The organism is Microbacterium sp. JAI119 (assembly GCF_013410135.1).
Lineage (GTDB): Bacteria > Actinomycetota > Actinomycetes > Actinomycetales > Microbacteriaceae > Microbacterium > Microbacterium oxydans.
This window is the reverse complement of sequence record NZ_JACCCK010000001.1, coordinates 207,081-226,350: the sequence shown is the minus strand read 5'-3', so window position 1 is coordinate 226,350 and position 19,270 is coordinate 207,081. Positions and strand designations below refer to the sequence as shown.

Sequence of the window (19,270 nt, the reverse complement as noted above, 5' to 3'; positions counted from 1 at the left end):
GCCGTGACCGCCACGCTGCTGCTCGCCGGCTGCTCCTCCGCCCCCGCCGACCAGAGCTCCGCACCGGCCGACGATGCCGGCGCGCCGACGGCGGCACCTGCGGACTCGGCGGACCCCGTCATCACCTGCGCGGATATCGAGCCGCTCGCAGCGCCGATCACCGCGGGCTTCGCTTTCTCGCCCGACGACTCCTCGGAAGACGCCTCCGGCACCACCTGTGTCTGGATCAACGACGCGGTGGCCTCCGCGTCCACCGCTCTCGAGGACTACGCCTCCCTCGCGGTAGGCATCGATGAGACGACCTGGAGCACGGACGAGCTGAGCACGCTCCAGGGGGCGATCGACGATCCGCGCGCTGCAGCTCTCGATGGACGGGTGCTGCTGCTGGGCGACGGCGAAACTCTCGGCGAGGTGGGTTCGGTTCAGCTGCTCTCCCCTCGCGGCACGGTGACGATCGTGGCCACCGGCATGCTGCTCTCGGCATCAGCCGACACGGCGATCCCGGTGGATTCCGTCATCGACGTCGCCGCCGACGTCGCGGGCCTCCGCCGCTAGCTCAGCCGCTAACTCAGCCGCTAACTCCGCCGCTTCGAGGCTCCCCTCAGCGCTGCCAGTTGTCGGCGAGCTTGTTGAGCAGTCTGGCGAGCTCGACGCGTTCCTCCTCGGTGAACGAGGTCAGCGCGGTCGTCAGCATCTCGCGACGCTCGCCGCGCATGCCGCGGGCGAGGCGGCGTCCTTCGTCGGTCAGCGCGATGCGGGTGCGCCGTGCGTCGTCGGGGTCGGCCTCGCGGCGCACGAATCCGCGTTCGACTCCCTGCTGAACCAGCCGTGACGCGCGGGGCTGGTCGACACCGATCGCCGCGCCGAGGTCACTGACGCTGAGCGGGGTGGAGGCGGAGGCGAGCGCCTCCAACATACGCATGCGGGCGGGGCCGCCGAGACGCCCCGAAGGGTCGGACATCCAGGGCGGCATCCCGGGATGACCCCGGTGATGCGCGAAGTGGTCGTGCGGATCGTCGCCACCGTGCCCCTCGCCGGGGCCGCCGTGCGGGCCGTCCTGCCACGCGTGGGGGCTGCCGTGACCGCGACCGCCTCTTCCCCCCGGGCCGCGCTCACCGGGACGCCGTCCGCGCAGACGGGACAGCGCCTGCGCGATGGCTTCGGCGGGATCGTTCGGTTCGGTGGCCATGAGGTGATTTTACATGCGACTTGACATGCATCGGAATCTCATGTCACACTACATGTACATGCACTGTGACATACACATGCACATTGACAACTACGTCACCCCGACAAAAGGACTTCTCATGAACACCTCTGAATCACAGAACATCTCTGAACCACAGAACACCTCCCGCCCCTTCGGTTACTGGCTGAAGGCCGCCGACCGCCTGATGGCGGCCGAGTTCGCCGCCGCTTTCGACGGCGAACACGCGAGTCGTCGCGACTGGCGCATGCTCAACATCGTCGACGGCACCGCCCCGTCCGACCGCCCACTGAACGGCCACAAGCTGCATCGGCTCGTCGAGCGCGGCTGGGTCTCTCCCGAGGGCGACGGCTGGGCGCTCACCGACGACGGTCGCGCCGCGAAGGATCGCCTCGGCGTCATCGTCGACGACATCCGCACCAAGGTGGAGGAAGCCGTCTCCCCTGAGGACATGGCCACCACGCTCGCCTCGCTCGAGAAGATCGCCCGCGCGTTCGGATGGGACGAGGAGACCCTTCTTCCCCGCGGACGCCGTCACGGCTTCGGCGGACCCCGCCACGGTCGCGGATTCGGCCACGGCTTCGGACGACCCTTCGGACGCGGCTTCGGTCGTGGCTTCGGCGCGGGAGTCGAGCGGGGCTTCGAACACGACCGGGAGCACGATTTCGACCGCGAACACGCATGCGAGCACGGGCACGCGCACAGCCGCGAGCACGGTCACGGCGAGCACGGTCACGGCGAGCACGGTCACGGCGAGCACGGTCACGGCGAGCACGGTCACGGCGAGCACGGTCACGGACGCGGTCGTGGACACGGTCCGCACCGTGCGGAGCGGATCGCCCAGCACGCCTTCGAGCGCGGTTTCGATGCGGGATTCACCCGCGGGCGCGACGCCTGACCCCCCGCAACACTGCGAGACGCCTCACCCGACACTCGGGTGGGGCGTTTCGCGTTCTCAGCGCCCGAGAGTCAGAGGTCGAGCAGCAGCAGGGCCGACTCGGTCGCCCCGGCGGCACGCAGCCGCGCTCGCATTGCGGCGGCGGCGATCGCGTACGGCCGGGCGTCATCGAGCAGCAGGGAGCGCGAGTTGGCCTCTTCGTTCAGGGCGACGAGCTCGAACGCGAGCACCTCGGGGTCGGCCTCGACCTCTCCGGCATCCACGGCGTGACGCAGCTGGGCCTCCACATAGCCGTACCAGTCGACCAGCGCCGACCGCACCGCATCGCTCACCGGTCCGGACTTCGAGTCGACGTCGGCGGCCGTCGCCGCGAAGAAGCATCCGCCGGTGAACACCCGGTCCCGCGAGTACGACAGCGAGTTGTGCAGCAGCGCGGCGAGACGGTGCAGCCCGCGCGGATGGACTCGCGCCGGCTCGACGATCCGCGCCGTGAAGATCTCGCGGGCGGCGGCGACGGTTGCGAGCTGCAGCCCCTCCTTGCTCTGGAACAGCGTGGCGATGCTGCTCTTGCTCGACCCCGAAGCCTCAGCCAGCCGCCCGATGCTCAGTCCGTCGAGCCCTTCGACCGATGCGAGGTCGGTCGCGCTCTGCAGCACGATGCGGCGCGAGGCATCACCACGGGCCCTCCGCCCGTCCAGAACAGCGCTCTCGGTCACACACCTAGTATACGAACGATCGTTCGCTTACTATACGTATGATCGTTCGTATTGTTCCGGCGAAGGAGCCTCCATGCCGTCCGTGCCCGCGTTGCTCGCCCGCAGCATCCCGCTCGCCGCCGCTGTCTCGCCGACGCTCGCCGGCGACATCGCCTATCGACTGTTCTTCACGACGTCGCCGCGGATGCGGGTGAGTGAAGCGGACGCTCCCACGCACGCCGACGCCCGACGGGGCCGGCTCACGGTACGCGGTCAGGAGGTCGTCACCTACGAATGGGGCACCGGACCTCACACCGCGCTGCTCCTGCACGGCTGGCGAGGGCGAGCCTCGCAATTCGCGCCGCTGGTGCGGGAACTGCGCTCCGAGGGGTTCCGTGTGATCGCGTTCGACGCTCCTGCGCACGGCTCATCGTCCGGGCGGAGCACCGACATCCGCGACTGGATCGACGCGGCCGAGCAGCTGCAGGCCGAGCACGGGCCGTTCGTGGTGATCGTCGGCCACTCGTTCGGGGCGCTGGCGGCACTGACCGCAGCCCGTTCGACCGTTCCGGTTCCGGCCGTCGCCGTGATCGCCGGCGCCGCCGCCCCCGACGCCTTCCTCGCACAGTTCGGCGCAGACCTGCACCTCGACGCCGCGACGAACGCCCGTCTGTCGGAGCGATTCCGCAGGAGGTTGCACATGGATCAGTCCGCCGTCACCGCACGATACGACGCCGTGAAGCGCCCTCTCCCCGCCGACACCGCCCTGCTCGTGGTGCACGACCGCGGCGACCGGAGGATGCCCGACCACGATTCGCTCCGTCTGCACGACGCCCACGGCGCACGGTCGCGTCTGGTGCGCACAGAGGGCCAGGGACACACGAGGGTGCTGTCGGCGGATGCGACGCTCGATGCCGTCATCGCGCTGGCGGCCTCTCCGCACGTGCGGTGACCGGGGTAACCTGACCTCGTGATCACCTGCGTCGTGACGTACACGATCGATCCGGACGAGATCGACGCCTTCGAAGAGTTCGCGCGCGCCTGGATGCGGCTGGTCGATGATCACGGCGGCAGACATCACGGCTACTTCCTTCCCTCCGAGGGAGCGAGCGATCAGGCCCTGGCACTGTTCACCTTCCCGTCGCTCGCTGACTACGAGGTGTACCGGAAGGGCTTCGGGGTCGATCCGCAGTTCATCGAGGCGGACCGTATCCGCGACGAGAGCGGGTGCGTGCTGCGCTACGAACGCACCTTCATGCGACCGCTGCTGCCGACAGGCCTCGATCCAGAGGACTGACGGCGCCCGAACGGCTTGCGCCCGCCGTCAGATGCGGCGCGGTCCTGGACCGTCGGTTGCGAGTGCATCCTCGGGGTTGAGCAGTCGGCACGCCTTGAGGGAGAGGCACCCGCAGCCGATGCACCCCGTGAGCTCGCGGCGCAGATGCTCGAGCTGTGTGCGCCGGAGGTCGAGCTGTGCGCGCCAGAGCTTCGCCACCCGCTGCCAGTCCCGCTGCGATGGCGGCTCGTCCACCGGGAGGCTCTGGAACACCTCGTGCACATCGGTGAGCGGGATGCCCAGCCGCTTGGCGACGACGATCAGAGAGATTCGACGCAGCATGTGGCGCCGGTAGCGGCGCTGGTTGCCCGAGGTCCGTGTCGAGGCGATGAGGCCGAGCTGCTCGTAGAAGTGCAGCGCTGTCGCGGGAACGCCGGAGCGTCGCACGACTTCGCCGATCGCCAGCAGATCGTCGGGCTCCAAAGACATCATCGCCTCCTCTTGACCTCGAGTTTACTCGAGGTATTAGCGTGACGAACGGCCGCCGAGACACGGCGCCGCCGGGCGGCTCTCCCGCCCCATCGACGCCACGAAGGGCACCCCCGATGACCCAGACTCCGCAACGCACCGCCCCCGCCGGCAGCTGGCGCGAACTCCTCGGCCGTCGCTACGCACCGACCGCCGCCGTGCTCGCAGGCGGTGTGCTCCTCGAAGCGAGCAACGTCTACCTCACGACCAGCCTGCTCCCCACGATCGTGGGAGACATCGGCGGGGCGGAGTTCTACGCCTGGACGATGATGACCTTCCTGTTGGCCTCCGTGGTGAGCTCGATGATGGTCAGCCGTGTTCTCACCCAGCAGGGCGCCGTCCGGGCGTACCTGCTCGCCCTCGGCCTGTTCGCTCTCGGGTCGCTGCTCTGCGCCGCGAGTCCGTGGATGTGGGCATTGCTCGCCGGGCGGGCGGTGCAGGGCCTCGGAGGCGGACTTCTCGCCGGACTCGGCTACGCGCTCATCCAGCGCGCACTCCCCGAGCGGCTCTGGGCGCGGGGCGCGGCGCTCGTCTCGGCGATGTGGGGCGTCGGCAACATCGTCGGCCCCGTCGTAGGCGGCATCTTCGCGCAGCTCGATGCCTGGCGGGTGACCTTCGTGGGACTGGCCGTGGTCTCCGCGCTGATCGGCATCGTCGTGGTCCGCGCACTGCCGCGGACCGCTCGCACGCGGTCGAGCGAGTCACTCCCCTGGGGCTCGCTCCTGCTGCTGGCCGGCGGGGTCGCCGCCGTGGGCATCGCGAGCGTCGTCCCCAGCGGCCTCGGCACCGGGGTCGCCATCGCCGTCGGTGTCGTTCTCGGTGCCTGGTTCCTGCGCCACGAGCGTCGCGGTCGCACCGGCATCCTGCCGCGCGTCACCTTCGCGCACGGATCATCGCTCGGGTGGGTCTACGTCACGGTCGCCGTGCTGGCCTTCGCGATCGGCACCGAGGCATTCATCCCGCTGTTCGGGCAGGAGATCGGCGGGCTCGCCCCGTTCGTCGCCGGGCTCCTCGGCGCAGCCTTGTCCCTCGGATGGTCGGTGACACAGGTGTTCAGCGCGAACGCGATGGGCATCCGGTCCCGGCGCACGCTCATCACCCTCGGTCCGCTCGTGGTCGCCGCCGGGCTGACCGCCTACGGCCTGCTCCAGCACGAGGGCCCCTCCGTCCTCGTCATCGCCCTGTGGTTCATCGCACTGTTCCTCGCCGGAGCCGGCATCGGCATCGGCTTCCCCCACCTGACCGTGGCGGCGCTCGGCAGCACCTCGGGCGAAGAGGAGGGCGCCAAGGCCGCCGCGGCCGTCAACACCGTCTTCATCATCGCGAGTGCGTTCAGCTCGGCGATGGCCGGCGTGCTCGTGAACCTCGCCATGCCCGACGTCGTCGATGCCGCCCGACTGCTCATGCTCGCGTTCGCGGCCGTCACGGCGCTCGGAGTCTTCGTCGCCCGCGGCGCGAGCTGGGGCATCGGCCTCTCCTCGACGGACGACGACCCACCCCTCGCTCCCACTCCCGCCACCGAACCCGCCACCGACTGAACGAGAGGGACATAAAGGATGAACGTGGATGAGAACCCGAGGACGCCCGTCACCGTCATCGGCCTCGGCGAGATGGGAACAGCCATAGCGAGGACGCTCGTCGGACGCGGCCACCCGACCACCGTGTGGAACCGCACCGGGAGCAGAGCGGCATCGTTGGCTGCGCTCGGCGCCGATGTCGCCCGGACGGCCGCCGATGCGGTGGCCGCGAGCCCGCTCGTGATCGTATGCCTGCTCGACGGCACCGCCGTGGAGGCGGTCTTCGAGACGATCGCCGAGGCAGCACGAGGAAAGGTGATCGTGAACGTCACCAGTGGCTCTCCTGCCCAGGCCAGAGCGGCCGGGGAGTGGGCGCAGACGCACGGCGCGCGATATGTCGACGGCGGGATCATGGGCGACCCCGCCGCCGTGGGGTCGCCCGAGGTGCTCCTCTCCTTCAGCGGAGATCGCGTCGGCTTCGACACGCACCGCGGGGCGCTGGAGGGCCTCGGCACCGTCGGATACCACGGAGAGGATGTGGGCCACGCGGCCGTCGAGTTCCTCGCTCAGGTGGCGGTCGGCTACGAGTTCCTGATCGGACTGCTGCATACGTTCGCACTGATCACGGCCGAGGGGGCCGATGTCGTGGGGTTCGCGGAGCGCGTCGCGGGGACCGTCGAGGGATATGTGCCGCTGGTGAAGAGCTTCGGCGAGGCCGTGGCCGCAGGCCAGTACGGGCCCGACCTGGGTTCGTTGCACGTGCAGAGAGCACTCATGGACGACCTCGTCAGCCATCGCGAAGCGCTCGGCATGGACACGGTGCGCATGCGGGAGATCAGGCGGCTGATGGATCGCCGGATCTCCGACGGCCACGGCGACCAGGGGTTCTCCAGCCTGTTCGAGGTGCTGAACGACGAGCGACCCCACCGCGACGAGGCGGAAGACGAGTGACCCGCCGGAGGGCGATCAATCGGTCGCGACAGCGACCCGGCGGGTGAGGTCGAGGAACACGGCACGCTCGTCTGCGGTCAGCGGCGCCAGGAACTGCTCCTGGGCCTGATCGACCACCGCATCGAGCCGGGCGAGCTCGGCGCGGCCTGCTGCGGTGAGGCTGACGACGTTGCGGCGGCGGTCGGACGGATGAGGGGCACGCGCGACGAACCCGCCCTCTTCCAGCACGACCAGTGCCACCGAGACGTCGCTGCGGTCGAGTTCGGTCGCGCGTCCGAGGTCGGCCTGACTGATCGGGCCCGCCTCTTCCACTGCCGCGAGCAGCCGGTAGTGGTACGCGCGAGCGCCCACGTCGGCAAAGAGTTCCTGCAGAAGCGCGTGGGAGCGCAGGTGCGCCCGACTGACCCACCACGTCGCCCTGTGTTCGAGTCGATCCATGAACCGATGCTACTCGTTGGCATCACCAATGATGTGCTACCGTTGGCCGCACCAACGATATGGAGCCCTCATGATCCCTTTCGGCCCGCAGCTCATCGGCCAGACGGAGAAGGCGCTGAACGCCCTCCTGCTCACCCTGCTCTCCCCCCACGCCCTGTCGGAACGGGAATGGGTGACGCTGCGCCTCGTCTCCCAGTTCGAGGGAGAGGGCAGCGTGGACAGGTTCGTCGCTGACCGTCTACACGACCCCGACTCCGCGCTCTTCCTCCGCGCCCTCCAGGAGCGGGGACTCGTCGAGGGTTCTCACCTCAGCCCCACGGGCACGACACTGGTGGCCGCGATCAGCCGCGAGATCGCGCGCGTCGCCGGCCCCATCTGGGACGAGGTCGATCACGACGACGCGCTCGCCGCCGCACGAGCACTGAACCACATCCTGGAGAAGACCCGGCTGCTCCTACGCGCCTCGGCAGTCTGACCCGACGACGGAGGCGGTCGGGAGTCGGACGTAGGCTGGATCAGTGGCGGATTCGCGGGGAAGGGTGTGGACCGGCGTTCTGCGCGTCGAGCCGCACCGCGGCGACCACCGGGTGGCGTTGCGCGCCGCGGTCAGCGTGGCCGTCCCCCTACTCGTGCTCTGGACATTGGGACGCCTCGACCTCAGCATCTACGCCAGCTTCGGCGCCTTCGCCGCCCTCTACGGGCGGCACGACGTGTTCCGCGACCGCATCCGCATGCAGGCGAGCGCCGGTGGCGTGATCCTCGCCTCGATGCTCGTCGGCACGGCACTGTCGGTCCTCGCCGCCCCGGCCCCGGCCAGCATCCTCGTGGTCGCGGTCATCGCGTCGGCCGTCACCCTGCTCGCCTACACGATGCGGTGGCACCCGCCGGGGCCGCTGTTCCCGGTGTTCGCGGTCGGAGCCTGCGCGACGATCCCCGCCACAGCCGCCTCCTTCGGGGACGTGCTGCTGGTCGGTGGACCGAGCGTGCTGTTCGGCCTGGCCATCACCGCCCTCATCGGCATCCTCACCCGCAGCACCGACGACGTGCCGCCGAAGACCCTGCAGCCCGTCGGCCCGATCGCGGGCGAGATGGCTGCGTCGGTCGGAGTCGCGATCCTGGTCGCGGGCTTCGCCGGGCTGCTGATCATGGACTCGCACTGGTACTGGGCGGCGGTCGGCGCGGTGGCCGCCGTGAGCGGACCTCAGCTCAACGCCCGCGTGATCCGCGGCATCCAGCGCCTTGTCGGCACGTTGCTCGGAGTGCTCGTCGCCGCCGGCATCCTCGCCATCGACCTGCCCCCACTCGCCGTGATCGCCCTCGTGGTCGTGCTGCAGGCCGCCGCCGAGCTGTTCGTCGGCCGCAACTACGGCATCGCGATGATCTTCATCACCCCGCTTGCCCTGCTCATGGTGCACCTGGCCGCACCCACGCCCGTCGACATGCTGCTGCAGGACCGCGCGATCGAGACCGTGATCGGGGTGGCCGTCGGCACGATCGTCGCCGTCGCCTCGGCAGCACTTCGACGCAGGACGGCCCCGAAACGCTCCTGAGCTCAGCAGGTCACAGGAGCGGAACGCCTGAGATCGACGACGCTGCGACGTCGGCGCCCGCGAACGGGAAGCTGGTGGTGTTCAGCAGGTACACGCCCACGACGATCGCGGCGACGAGGAGCAGGAACAGGAACGCGAAGATCACGATGGTGAGCACGCGGTAGCCACCCGACGTCGGCACCTCGGGGGCGACGGACGGCAGCGCCCAGTCATCGGCCACCGCGGCGGGCGGCTCCCCCTCGAGGATGGCGGGAGTCGGACGGGCACGGTCGCCGCGCCGCGTCGCGGGCGGAGGCGGCGGGATCACCGCGTCGGCGGACGGGAGGTCAGACGGCGGCGGGGTCAGCAGCCCGTCCGGGATCGGGATCTCGGGCGGAGGCGGCGGGATCACGACGTCGGCGGGCGGGATCAGCGACTCGTCCGGAAGATCGAGCCCTTCGGGCAGATCGGGGCCCTCCGGGGAGGGCGTCTGCTCCGGGATGACGGGCTCTTCCGGCTGCGTGCCGCTCGCGTCGGTCATCTCAGCCTCCGACTGCTCCGACGTCGGTGGTGCCGACATCCGTCCGATGGAAGTTCTGGAACGACCGGGAGGCCGTCGGTCCGCGCTGACCCTGGTAGCGGTTGCCGTAGGGGCCGGATCCGTAGGGGTTCTCGGCGGGAGAGGTGAGCCGGAAGAAGCACAGCTGACCGATCTTCATGCCCGGCCACAGCTTGATCGGCAGGGTCGCGACGTTCGCGAGTTCGAGCGTGACGTGCCCTGTGAAGCCGGGATCGATGAAACCCGCGGTCGAGTGCGTGATGAGTCCGAGGCGTCCGAGCGACGACTTGCCCTCGAGACGTGCCGCGATGTCGTCGGGCAGCGTGACCTGCTCGAACGTCGCCCCGAGCGCGAACTCGCCGGGGTGCAGGATGAACGGCTCGTCGGGGTCGACCTCGATCAGGCGCGTGAGCTCCGGCTGGTCGACCGACGGATCGATGAACGGATACTTGTGGTTGTCGAACAGGCGGAAGTACCGGTCCAGACGCACGTCGATGCTCGACGGCTGGATCATCCCGTCTTCACGCGGGTCGAGGCCGATGCGGCCGGATGCGAGTTCTGCCTTGATGTCGCGGTCGCTGAGAAGCACGGCACCAGCCTAGTTGCCAGGGGCTTCCGACGCCGTGCCTGCTTTGGCCAAAGGGCACCGGACGGGTAGGCTGGCGTTCGCCCGCTCCTCGGATGCGGGTACGGGGCTGTAGTTCAATGGTAGAACTTCTGCTTCCCAAGCAGACAGCGCGGGTTCGATTCCCGTCAGCCCCTCCACGTGTGACTTACCGAGCTCTCCCCGCCGAAGGGTCCGTGACCGAGCGGCGTCAGGAGAAGAGCTGGCGGAGCGCTTCGAGGTCGCCGGAATCGACCACCTTCTGAACGGCGTCGATGGTCTCCTGGGTCGCGAACATGCCCTTGAGCGTGCCGTTCCAGATCGCCCGCACGGTGTCCACGTCACCGGCATCGACCGCCGCGCCCGCGGACTCGATGGCCTGCTGGTAAGGAATCTGCTGGAACCCACCGGGGGCGTCATGAGGGTTGTAGTACGGCACCCAGGGAAGATCGGGGTCGGGCGTGAGCCAGAGCACCTGCCCAGGGTGGATATCCCGCCGGTGGTTCATGGAGCCGAGGTTCGGGTACGCGCAGAGCCGTTCAGCGACCACGGCTTCGACGTCGCCGGGCTCGACGGTATACGTCACCGGGGTGCCGTCCTCATCGACTGTCACCTCGCCCCGCGCGAACTCGCGCGCGCCGAGATCACGGAGCGTTCCGTGGCGCTCCCAATACAGACCGTCGCCGTCGCTGTAGACCTCTGACATGCCGGAGCATCTTTCCGGTTCCGTCGGTTTCGGCGTCGAGGCAGCCTCGGCCGCCGTCCGGAGGTCGACCGCGGGAGCGGATGCCTTGGGCGTCTGGACTGCCACCGGCGAGGTGCACCCGACGAGCACTGCGGCGGTCACACCGATCACGACGAGCGCGGGGGCGACCTTCTGCGTGCCGGACATGACGCCATACCGGCAGATCGCTTTCCCGTTCTCGATGCCTGGACGGCCGCGAAAAAGCATCCCATCCGAATCGTCATCGGTTCCGAACAGAGACAGGAAGGGCGATTTCGTGCGCCCTCCGCGCCGTCCGCACGACCGAGAGAAGCCACGATGATCGAATCGTCGACACCACCGCTCGCCGCCCTCGACGGCCACCGCAACGTCACCGACCTGCTGGCTACGCGGGCCGCCGCCGCACCGGACCATGTGGCGTTCGAGGTCGAGGACGCGTCGACGGGCTCCTGGCGGCCGGTCACCACCCGCGCGTTCGAGGACGAGGTGCGCGCTCTGGCGAAGGGGTTCATCGCCCAGGGCATCCGAATCGGCGACCCCATCGCGATCATGGCGCCCACCCGCTACGAATGGGCCGTCGCCGACCTCGCGGCCTGGTACGCCGGTGCTGTCGTCGTGCCGATCTACGAGACCTCGTCGGGGTCACAGGTGGACGCGATCGTCGCGGATGCCGGTGTGCGCCTGGCCATCGGCGGTACGACCGAACATGCGGCGCTGCTCGAGTCGGCGCTCTCGCACGCCGGCGGAGTCACCCTCGGGGCGTGGGTGATGAGCGCCGAGACCTCGCCGTGGACCCTCCTCGACCTGGCCGCCCGCGGCATCGACGTGACCGACGAAAAGCTCGAGGCCCGCAGGACGGCAGCAACGCAGGGTGACCCCGCGACGATCGTCTACACCTCGGGAACGACGGGCGAGCCCAAGGGCGTCGTGCTCACGCATCGCAACTTCCTCGGTCAGGTGCTGAACATCGCCGCGGCCTACCGCGAGATCGTGAACGAGTCCGGCAACACGGTCATCTTCCTCCCGCTCGCTCACGTGCTCGCGCGCGGCCTGCAGCTGATCTGCCTCGCCAGCGGCATGCGCATCGCGCACCTGTCCGACCCTTCGACCGTCGTCGCCACGCTCGACACCCTCCGACCGACGTTCCTGGTGGTCGTGCCGCGGGTGCTGCAGAAGATCCAGGCGGCCGCCGCGGGCAAGGCCGCCGACAAGGGACTCACGAAGATCTGGGCGCATGCCGAGGCGACGGCCATCGCGTGGGGCCGCAGCGCCGAGCGAGTCGATGCCGGTCGTGGCGCCGCACGCACCGTCGGCCTGCGCCTGCGCCACCGCCTCTTCGATGCACTGTTCTACGGCCGCCTTCGCACGGTGATGGGCGGGCGGGTCGGCTACATCCTGTCGGGCGGCGCCGCCCTCGACGCCGACCTCTCGCTGTTCTTCCGCGGCATCGGGGTTCCCGTCATCGAGGGCTACGGACTGACCGAGACGACCGCACCGCTCACCGGCAACCTGCCAGGGCGCATCGCCTCGGGAACCGTCGGCGCACCGCTGCCAGGGCTCACGGTCCGCATCAGTGACGAGGGCGAAGTGCTCGCCCGCGGCATCGGCGTCTTCGACGGGTACCGGGACCCCGCGCACGACGACGGTGCGTTCATCGACGGCTTCTTCCGCACCGGTGATCTCGGGCGGCTCGACGAGCAGGGAAGGCTGATCCTCGACGGACGGCTCAAAGACGTGATCGTCACCTCGAACGGCAAGACCATCGTGCCGACCCGCTGGGAGAGCGCGGTCGAGGCGAATCCGCTCGTCTCGCACGCGGTGATGGTCGGCGAGGGGAAGCCGTATCTCTCCGCGCTGCTGGTGCTCGATCCGGAGCAGGCCGGTGCCTGGGCCGAAGCGCAGGGCAGCCGCATCCCCTCGACCAGCACGACCAGCCCGACCGACATCCGCACGGTGGACGACCCGGCCCTGCACGCTCACCTGCAGCGGTCCGTCGACGAGGCCAACGCGCTCGTCGCGCGCAGCGAGCAGGTCCGCCGGTTCAGCGTCGTCTTCGCCGACCTCGACGACCGTGGACTCGTCACCCCCACCATGAAGCTGAAGCGGAGCGTCGTGCTGGATCGCGCCGCCGTCGCCGTCGAAGACCTGTACCTCTGAGAATCGGAAAGCACACCATGTCCTCCCCCACCCCCACCCGTCCGACCTCCTCGCGCTCCTCTCTCATCGCGATCGTCGTCGCCCTCGTGGTCGGCGCGCTCGTCGCGATCGCCGGCAGCCAGGGCGGTGCGACCATCGGCGGCGTGCCGCTGTTCGCCCTCGCCGTCGCTGCGGCCTTCGCGATCCAGGTCATCGCGTTCATCCCCGCGATGCTGCTGCAGACCGAACGGTTCTTCGACCTGACGGGCAGCCTCACGTTCTTCGTGATCTCCGCAGCACTCGTCCTGCTGGCGCCGATGCCCGACCCGCGGAGCTGGATCCTGGCGGCGATGGTCATGCTGTGGGCCGCGCGCCTCGGCTCGTTCCTGGCCCTGCGCGTGCACAAGGCCGGATCCGACGGGCGCTTCGACCAGATCAAGGGGTCGCCGCTGCGGTTCCTGCAGGTGTGGGTGATCCAGGGTGCGTGGGTGTCGCTGACCGCGGCCGCCGCCTGGATCGCGATCAGTGCGGATGCCTCCTCCCGCGCGCCGATCGGATGGCTGACCGTCGTCGGCATCGTCGTCTGGGCCCTCGGCATGGTGATCGAGATCGTCGCCGACGCCCAGAAGTCGGCGTTCCGCGCCGACCCGCGCAACCGGGACGAGTTCATCCGCACCGGCCTATGGTCGCGGTCCCGTCACCCGAACTACTTCGGCGAGATCGTCATCTGGGTGGGCGTCTTCCTCACCGCTGCCCCCGTGCTCGTCGGATGGCAGTGGGTCGCGCTGCTCTCCCCCCTGTTCGTGATCCTGCTGCTCACCCGCGTCAGCGGCATCCCCCTGCTCGAAGCGCGCGCCGAGAAGAAGTGGGGCGACCGGGCCGACTACGTCGCCTACCGCGAACAGACTCCGGTACTGATCCCGAAGCTCACCCGGCCCGCGATGCGGGAGACTGCCGGGTAGACGGGGTCCCGGCCAGCCCGCTCCGAGCCGCTTCTTCGTCACCTCGCACAAGCAGGAGCCGACACTCGGTGCCCGCGGACATGACTTCGAGCCCGGCACACGCGAGTGTGGAGACGAACCAGCGCGACGGCCGAATGCCGACCGCGAGAACAAGGGAGTCTCCATGTCCAGCGAAACCCTCGTCGTGCCGCTCGTCGATCAGCTCGACGCGTTCTTCGGGCAGTACACGGCCGCGGGTCAGTCGCCTGGTCTGGTGTACGGCCTCGTCGGACCCGACGGCCTGGAGCACACGCGCGGGTTCGGCACCGCCGACGACGAAGGCACGTCTCCCGACGCCGACACCGTCTTCCCGATCGCCTCGATGACCAAGAGCTTCGTCGCGCTCGGTGCCCTGCTCGCCCGCGACCGCGGCCTCCTCGACCTGGAGGCTCCCATCACCGACTTCTACCCCGAATGGCACGGGACCGTGGGCGAGGAACCGGCGATCGCCCCGACCCTGCGACAGCTGCTCAGCATGGGCGGCGGTCTCACCGAGGACAACTCCTGGGTCGACCCGTTTCTCGGCCTCTCCGAAGCGGAGCTGGTCGAACGGATCAGACCCGGCTTCAACTACAGCACCCACCCCGGAAGCGCCTTCGAGTACTCCAACATCGGCTTCACGATGGCCGGTCTCGCGGTGGGCACAGCCGTGGGCCGCCGTGTCGAGGACTGGGTCACCGATGAGATCCTGCGCCCGCTGGGGATGAACAGCACGTGGTTCGACAACCGCGCCCCGGAGGGCGGCTTCGCGAGGGCGGTCGGCTACTCGCTGGACACCGCGGGCGACTGGGTGGGCTTCCCGTCGGAAGTGTCCGACGCCATGGCCGCGGCCGGTGGCATGCAGTCGACCATCAACGACCTCAGTGTCTGGGTCAGGTTCCTCGCGGCATCGACACTGCCTGGCAGCGACGATGCCGTGGTGAGCCGGGCTTCACGACGAGAGCTGCAGCGCATCCATCAGGTCGACATCCCCTCGCTGCAGGCCCGCCCCGACGGCTCCTGGAAGTTCGTCGCCGGCGGCTACGCGCTCGGCCTCTTCGTGCGCGAAGACCTGCACCGCGGACGCATCGTCACGCACAGCGGCGGCCTCCCGGGGTTCATCCTGAACATGGTGTGGCACGCGGGGTCCGGCATGGGCATCGTCATCTTCACGAACAGCCACCGGAGCAACCCGGTCGCCCTCTCGGAGGAGGCGCTGTTCCGCGCACTCGCCTTTCACGACGCCCCCGCCCGCACCGTGCAGCCGTGGCCGGAGACACGTCGGCTGATGTCCGCGGCCGACGCGCTGATCCGGTCCTGGGATGACGACGCCGCTGCCGCGATCTTCGCCGACAACATCGACTTCGACCGCCCGCTCCTCCAGCGCCGGGCCGCGATCGAGGAGCTCATCGCCCTGGTGGGTCCGCTGCGCGACGACCTCGGCACGCCAGAAGTCGTCTCCGCGGCGACACCGGCCGACATCACCTGGTCGATCCCCGGCGAGCGCGGCGAGCTGATCTGCATGATCCACCTCACCCCGGTGCGGCCGGCGCAGATCCAGGAGTTCGAGGTCGTGGCGGTCGATCGGAGCGTTCCGCGCGCCGCCCGCCCGACCGACATCTCCGCCCGGCGCCGCGCCTACGCCCGCCCGACCGTGAGCTCGCTGCCGAACACGCACGTCATCTGACGTCGCGCCCGTCAGGGCGCCATCGAGTCAGCGGCGCGACCAGCCGCACGGTCAGCCGCGCGGTCAGCGGAACGGTCAGCCGCGCGGCTCGAACCGACGGACCGGATGCGTGGCGGCGACCAGCTCGCGCAGCCCCTCCAGGTCGGTGACCGCTGCGCCCAGCGCACGCGCCTGCACGAGCACGTTGCCGAGCGCGGTCGCCTCGACGGGGCCGGCCAGCACCGGCAGGGCCGAACGATCGGCGATGGCCTGGCAGAGGAGCGCGTTCAAGGATCCGCCGCCGACGAGGTGGATCACGTCGACCTCACGCCCGGAGAGGTCGGACGCCGCTCGCACGGTCTCGGCGAACGCCGCGGCGATACTCTCCACGATGCTGCGCGTGAACACGGCTCGCTCCGTCGGAGCGGATGCTCCTGACGCCTCGACCAGCGTCGCGATGCGGCTGGGCATGTCGCCGGGTGCACTGAGCGAAGGATCGTTCGCATCGAACAGCGGTACGTCGTCCGATACGGCGGCCGCCTCCGCGAGCAGCTCGGTCAGGTCGATGCGTGCACCGTCCTGAGCTTCCCACGCCCGCACGCTCTCACTCAGCAGCCACAGGCCGGTGACGTTGTGCAGGAAGCGGTATCGACCGTCTACGCCGAGCTCGTGCGTGAAGTTCGCCTCGCGCGCCGCATCCGTCAGCACGGGCTCCGCCAGTTCCAGACCCACCAGGCCCCACGTGCCGCACGAGATGTAGGCGGCTGAGGGCGATGTCATGGGGACGGCGACGACGGCAGAGGCGGTGTCGTGCGACCCGACGGCGATCACGGGGAGAGCCTTGCCGACGAGTTCGGCGAGCTCGGGCTGCAGCGACCCGATCACCGCGCCGGGGTCGACCAACGGAGGCAGGAGACGCGGCGGGATGCCGATGCGCGTCGCGAGGTCGGTGTCCCAATCACCGTCGTCGATGCTCAGCAGCCCCGTCGTGGAGGCGTTCGTGCGCTCGGCGACGCTGGCACCGGTGAGGAGGAATGCGACCAGATCGGGGAGGAGGAGCACGGTGTCGGCCGCGGTCATCCGTTCGTCCACCCGGTACTGGTACAGGGTGTTGAACGGCAGGAACTGCAGGCCGTTGCGAGCGTACAGCTCAGAGAACGGCACGATGGCGTGCACCTCGGCGACGCCCTGAGCCGTGCGGGAGTCGCGGTAGTGAAACGGCTCGGCGAGGAGAACGCCGTCCGCGAGCAGGCCGTAGTCGACGGCCCAGGAGTCGATCCCGATGCTCTCGATCGTCGGCTCCCGCCGCACCGCCTCCGCCAGCCCGTCCACGACGTGCGCATATAGGGCGTCGAAGTCCCAGTGCAGTCCGTCCTCCCGCTCCACGGGACCGTTCGGGAAGCGGGACACGAGTTCGAGCTCGAGCCGCCCCTCCCCGATCCGCCCGATCATCACGCGGCCGCTGGTCGCCCCGAGATCGACGGCCGCGACCGCGCGCACGCTCATCGCAGGAACGCCGCGGCGACGCCGGAGTCGACCGGGATGTGCAGGCCCGTGGTGCGGCTGAGCTCGGGACCGGTCAGCACGTACACCGCGTCCGCCACGTTCTCGGGCACGACCTCGCGCTTGAGGATCGTGCGGTTGGCGTAGTACTGACCGAGGTCTTCCTCCTTGACCTCGTAGGTGGCGGCACGGTTCGCACCCCACCCGGAGGCGAAGATGCCCGAGCCGCGGACCACGCCGTCGGGGTTGATGCCGTTCACACGGATACCGTACTCGCCGAGCTCGACCGCGAGCAGCCGCACCTGGTGTGCCTGGTCGGCCTTGGTCGCGGAGTAGGCGATGTTGTTGGGTCCTGCGAAGACCGAGTTCTTCGACGAGATGTAGATGATGTCGCCGCCGAGCTTCTGGTCGATGAGCACCCGAGCGGCGGCCTTCGAGACCAGGAACGACCCCTTCGCCATCACGTCGTGCTGCAGATCCCAGTCCTTCTCCGTGGTCTCCAGCAGCGGCTTCGACAGCGAGAGCCCGGCGTTGTTGACCACGAGGTCGACGCCGCCGAAGGCGAGCACAGCCTCGTTCAACGCGGCCTGGACAGCGTCGGCATCCGCTACGTTCGCGGCGATGCCGATCGCGACATCGGTGTTCCCCAGCTCGGCGGCCGCCGCCTGCGCCTTCTCGAGGTCGAGGTCGGCGATCACGACGCACGCACCCTCGGCGGCGAGACGGGTGGCGATGGCCTTGCCGATGCCGGAGGCGGCACCGGTGACGAAGGCGATGCGTCCCTGGTGCGACTTCGGCTTCGGCATCCGCTGCAGCTTGGCCTCCTCCAGCGCCCAGTACTCGATGTCGAACTTCTCGGCATCCGAGATCGGAGCGTACGTCGAGAGCGCTTCGGCGCCGCGCATCACGTTGATCGCGTTCACATAGAACTCGCCGGCGACGCGGGCGGTCTGCTTGTTGGCCCCGTACGAGAACATGCCCACGCCGGGGATCAGCACGATGAGCGGGTCGGCGCCGCGGATGGCGGGCGACTCGGCCGTGGCATGCGCGTCGTAGTAGGCCTGGTAGTCGGTGCGGTACTGCGCGTGCAGCTCGTGCAGGCGGGCGATCTGCTCCTCGACGGATGCGGTGGCCGGCAGGTCGAGGATCAGCGGCTTGACCTTGGTGCGCAGGAAGTGGTCGGGGCAGCTGGTACCGAGGGCGGCGAGCGTCGGCGCCTTCTCGGAGGCCACGAAGTCGAGCACCACGTCGGCATCGGTGAAGTGCCCGACCATCGGCTTGTCGGTCGAGGCGATGCCGCGGATCGTGCCGGCGAGGGCCGCCGCGCGCCCACGCCGATCCCCAGCCGGGAGGGCCTCGAAGCCCGAGCGGACGCCGCCGAACGGATCGGCCTTGCCGTTCTCCGCGATGTAGGCGGCTGCGGTGTCGATGATCCAGAGGGAGTTCGCCTCCGCCTCCTCCGAGGTGCCGGCCCAGGCGGTGATGCCGTGTCCGCCGAGGATGCAGCCGATCGCCTGCGGGTTCTGCTTCTTGATCTCGGCGATGTCGAGTCCGAGCTGGAAGCCGGGCCGCCGCCACGGCACCCAGACGACCTTCTCACCGAAGATCTTCGCGGTCAGCGCTTCTCCGTCGGCCGCGGTGGCGATCGCGATGCCCGAGTCGGGGTGCAGGTGGTCGACGTGGGCGGCGTCGACCAGGCCGTGCATGGCGGTGTCGATCGACGGCGCAGCCCCGCCCTTGCCGTGCAGGCAGTAGTCGAACGCGGCGACCATCTCGTCCTCGCGGTCGAGCCCGGGGTACACGTCGACGAGAGCGCGCATGCGGTCGAGGCGCAGCACCGCGAGGCCCTGCTCGGTCAGCGTGCCCAGGTCGCCACCCGAACCCTTGACCCACATCAGCTCGACCGGCTGCCCCGTCACCGGATCGATCTCGGTGCCCTTCGCGGAGGTGTTCCCGCCGGCGTAGTTGGTGTTCTTCGGGTCGGCGCCGAGGCGGTTCGACCGGGCGATCAGAGCGGCGGCGGTGGCGTTGGTCATGACTCTCCAAGACAGGGGCGGTG

20 protein-coding genes and 1 tRNA gene are annotated in these 19,270 nt (G+C 69.6%); 12 read left to right on the top strand and 9 right to left on the bottom strand.

Annotated features, from left to right (window positions below):
* Window positions 1–3 precede the first annotated feature (3 nt).
* On the top strand, window positions 4–555 hold the full coding sequence (locus HDC31_RS01050; protein ID WP_147251322.1) for a hypothetical protein: 552 nt from the start codon (window positions 4–6) through the stop codon (window positions 553–555).
* A gap of 46 nt (window positions 556–601) precedes the next feature.
* On the opposite strand, the gene HDC31_RS20085 is transcribed toward HDC31_RS01050, so the two are convergent.
* On the bottom strand, window positions 602–1,189 hold the full coding sequence (locus HDC31_RS20085; RefSeq protein ID WP_230977786.1) for a MarR family winged helix-turn-helix transcriptional regulator: 588 nt from the start codon (window positions 1,187–1,189) through the stop codon (window positions 602–604).
* Between the two features lie 118 nt (window positions 1,190–1,307).
* On the opposite strand from HDC31_RS20085, the gene HDC31_RS01040 reads away from it, so the two are divergent.
* A complete protein-coding gene (locus HDC31_RS01040; RefSeq protein WP_179515732.1) occupies window positions 1,308–2,105 on the top strand; it encodes a hypothetical protein in 798 nt (265 codons plus the stop codon).
* Between the two features lie 71 nt (window positions 2,106–2,176).
* Here the strand turns inward: HDC31_RS01040 and HDC31_RS01035 are convergent, their stop codons facing one another.
* The gene (locus HDC31_RS01035) at window positions 2,177–2,821 is read right to left on the bottom strand and encodes a TetR/AcrR family transcriptional regulator (protein WP_046748681.1); all 645 of its coding nucleotides are present in this window, start codon (window positions 2,819–2,821) and stop codon (window positions 2,177–2,179) included.
* Window positions 2,822–2,894: 73 nt separating this feature from the next.
* Between HDC31_RS01035 and HDC31_RS01030 the strand changes: the two genes are divergently transcribed.
* Together HDC31_RS01030 and HDC31_RS01025 are read left to right on the top strand one after the other, a co-directional pair.
* Entirely contained in the window at window positions 2,895–3,752 is an 858-nt protein-coding gene (locus HDC31_RS01030; protein WP_179515731.1) for an alpha/beta fold hydrolase, read from the top strand.
* A gap of 18 nt (window positions 3,753–3,770) precedes the next feature.
* The gene (locus HDC31_RS01025) at window positions 3,771–4,097 is read left to right on the top strand and encodes an NIPSNAP family protein (RefSeq protein WP_113681211.1); all 327 of its coding nucleotides are present in this window, start codon (window positions 3,771–3,773) and stop codon (window positions 4,095–4,097) included.
* Between the two features lie 27 nt (window positions 4,098–4,124).
* Here HDC31_RS01025 and soxR read toward each other — a convergent pair whose 3' ends face one another.
* On the bottom strand, window positions 4,125–4,565 hold the full coding sequence (gene soxR, locus HDC31_RS01020; protein ID WP_046748766.1) for a redox-sensitive transcriptional activator SoxR: 441 nt from the start codon (window positions 4,563–4,565) through the stop codon (window positions 4,125–4,127).
* Between the two features lie 116 nt (window positions 4,566–4,681).
* Between soxR and HDC31_RS01015 the strand changes: the two genes are divergently transcribed.
* Together HDC31_RS01015 and HDC31_RS01010 are read left to right on the top strand one after the other, a co-directional pair.
* Window positions 4,682–6,142 (top strand): MFS transporter, encoded by a 1,461-nt coding sequence (locus HDC31_RS01015; protein WP_061017726.1) that lies wholly within the window; start codon window positions 4,682–4,684, stop codon window positions 6,140–6,142.
* A gap of 24 nt (window positions 6,143–6,166) precedes the next feature.
* Entirely contained in the window at window positions 6,167–7,072 is a 906-nt protein-coding gene (locus tag HDC31_RS01010; RefSeq protein WP_218867272.1) for an NAD(P)-dependent oxidoreductase, read from the top strand.
* Between the two features lie 15 nt (window positions 7,073–7,087).
* Here HDC31_RS01010 and HDC31_RS01005 read toward each other — a convergent pair whose 3' ends face one another.
* Window positions 7,088–7,510: a MarR family winged helix-turn-helix transcriptional regulator gene (locus HDC31_RS01005; RefSeq protein ID WP_046748676.1), complete on the bottom strand. Its 423-nt coding sequence runs from the start codon at window positions 7,508–7,510 to the stop codon at window positions 7,088–7,090.
* 70 nt (window positions 7,511–7,580) lie between these two features.
* Here HDC31_RS01005 and HDC31_RS01000 point away from each other — a divergent pair, with 70 nt between their 5' ends.
* Together HDC31_RS01000 and HDC31_RS00995 are read left to right on the top strand one after the other, a co-directional pair.
* Window positions 7,581–7,985: a hypothetical protein gene (locus HDC31_RS01000; RefSeq protein WP_113681502.1), complete on the top strand. Its 405-nt coding sequence runs from the start codon at window positions 7,581–7,583 to the stop codon at window positions 7,983–7,985.
* A 43-nt stretch (window positions 7,986–8,028) separates the two neighbouring features.
* On the top strand, window positions 8,029–9,060 hold the full coding sequence (locus HDC31_RS00995; protein WP_179515730.1) for an FUSC family protein: 1,032 nt from the start codon (window positions 8,029–8,031) through the stop codon (window positions 9,058–9,060).
* 10 nt (window positions 9,061–9,070) lie between these two features.
* Here the strand turns inward: HDC31_RS00995 and HDC31_RS00990 are convergent, their stop codons facing one another.
* Entirely contained in the window at window positions 9,071–9,580 is a 510-nt protein-coding gene (locus HDC31_RS00990; RefSeq protein WP_179515729.1) for a hypothetical protein, read from the bottom strand.
* 1 nt (window position 9,581) lies between these two features.
* Window positions 9,582–10,187 (bottom strand): dCTP deaminase, encoded by a 606-nt coding sequence (gene dcd / locus HDC31_RS00985; RefSeq protein WP_045263886.1) that lies wholly within the window; start codon window positions 10,185–10,187, stop codon window positions 9,582–9,584.
* A 102-nt stretch (window positions 10,188–10,289) separates the two neighbouring features.
* Here dcd and HDC31_RS00980 point away from each other — a divergent pair.
* A tRNA-Gly gene (locus HDC31_RS00980) sits at window positions 10,290–10,363 on the top strand.
* Between the two features lie 50 nt (window positions 10,364–10,413).
* On the opposite strand, the gene HDC31_RS00975 is transcribed toward HDC31_RS00980, so the two are convergent.
* Window positions 10,414–11,094 (bottom strand): hypothetical protein, encoded by a 681-nt coding sequence (locus tag HDC31_RS00975; RefSeq protein WP_113681875.1) that lies wholly within the window; start codon window positions 11,092–11,094, stop codon window positions 10,414–10,416.
* A gap of 150 nt (window positions 11,095–11,244) precedes the next feature.
* Between HDC31_RS00975 and HDC31_RS00970 the strand changes: the two genes are divergently transcribed.
* The 3 genes from HDC31_RS00970 to HDC31_RS00960 all read left to right on the top strand — a co-directional run bounded on the left by HDC31_RS00970 (window position 11,245) and on the right by HDC31_RS00960 (window position 15,729).
* Complete coding sequence (locus tag HDC31_RS00970; RefSeq protein ID WP_113681874.1) at window positions 11,245–13,083, top strand: long-chain fatty acid--CoA ligase; 1,839 nt, start codon at window positions 11,245–11,247, stop codon at window positions 13,081–13,083.
* A gap of 17 nt (window positions 13,084–13,100) precedes the next feature.
* Window positions 13,101–14,024, top strand: coding sequence for a DUF1295 domain-containing protein (locus tag HDC31_RS00965; RefSeq protein ID WP_113681873.1), 924 nt, complete (start codon window positions 13,101–13,103; stop codon window positions 14,022–14,024).
* Window positions 14,025–14,187: 163 nt separating this feature from the next.
* Entirely contained in the window at window positions 14,188–15,729 is a 1,542-nt protein-coding gene (locus HDC31_RS00960; protein ID WP_179515728.1) for a serine hydrolase, read from the top strand.
* A gap of 75 nt (window positions 15,730–15,804) precedes the next feature.
* On the opposite strand, the gene HDC31_RS00955 is transcribed toward HDC31_RS00960, so the two are convergent.
* The gene (locus tag HDC31_RS00955) at window positions 15,805–17,214 is read right to left on the bottom strand and encodes a rhamnulokinase family protein (protein WP_179515727.1); all 1,410 of its coding nucleotides are present in this window, start codon (window positions 17,212–17,214) and stop codon (window positions 15,805–15,807) included.
* Window positions 17,211–19,247, bottom strand: coding sequence for a bifunctional aldolase/short-chain dehydrogenase (locus HDC31_RS00950; protein WP_179515726.1), 2,037 nt, complete (start codon window positions 19,245–19,247; stop codon window positions 17,211–17,213). Before HDC31_RS00950 ends, HDC31_RS00955 begins: the two co-directional genes overlap by 4 nt.
* Window positions 19,248–19,270: the final 23 nt, after the last annotated feature.

Coding starts and splice junctions, on each gene's coding strand:
- HDC31_RS20085 (WP_230977786.1), bottom strand. CDS start 1,189: ATGGCCACCGAACCGAACGATCCCGCCGAAGCCATCGCGCAGGCGCTG.
- HDC31_RS01040 (WP_179515732.1), top strand. CDS start 1,308: ATGAACACCTCTGAATCACAGAACATCTCTGAACCACAGAACACCTCC.
- HDC31_RS01030 (WP_179515731.1), top strand. CDS start 2,895: ATGCCGTCCGTGCCCGCGTTGCTCGCCCGCAGCATCCCGCTCGCCGCC.
- soxR (WP_046748766.1), bottom strand. CDS start 4,565: ATGTCTTTGGAGCCCGACGATCTGCTGGCGATCGGCGAAGTCGTGCGA.
- HDC31_RS01015 (WP_061017726.1), top strand. CDS start 4,682: ATGACCCAGACTCCGCAACGCACCGCCCCCGCCGGCAGCTGGCGCGAA.
- HDC31_RS01005 (WP_046748676.1), bottom strand. CDS start 7,510: ATGGATCGACTCGAACACAGGGCGACGTGGTGGGTCAGTCGGGCGCAC.
- HDC31_RS01000 (WP_113681502.1), top strand. CDS start 7,581: ATGATCCCTTTCGGCCCGCAGCTCATCGGCCAGACGGAGAAGGCGCTG.
- HDC31_RS00990 (WP_179515729.1), bottom strand. CDS start 9,580: ATGACCGACGCGAGCGGCACGCAGCCGGAAGAGCCCGTCATCCCGGAG.
- HDC31_RS00975 (WP_113681875.1), bottom strand. CDS start 11,094: ATGTCCGGCACGCAGAAGGTCGCCCCCGCGCTCGTCGTGATCGGTGTG.
- HDC31_RS00970 (WP_113681874.1), top strand. CDS start 11,245: ATGATCGAATCGTCGACACCACCGCTCGCCGCCCTCGACGGCCACCGC.
- HDC31_RS00965 (WP_113681873.1), top strand. CDS start 13,101: ATGTCCTCCCCCACCCCCACCCGTCCGACCTCCTCGCGCTCCTCTCTC.
- HDC31_RS00960 (WP_179515728.1), top strand. CDS start 14,188: ATGTCCAGCGAAACCCTCGTCGTGCCGCTCGTCGATCAGCTCGACGCG.
- HDC31_RS00955 (WP_179515727.1), bottom strand. CDS start 17,214: ATGAGCGTGCGCGCGGTCGCGGCCGTCGATCTCGGGGCGACCAGCGGC.
- HDC31_RS00950 (WP_179515726.1), bottom strand. CDS start 19,247: ATGACCAACGCCACCGCCGCCGCTCTGATCGCCCGGTCGAACCGCCTC.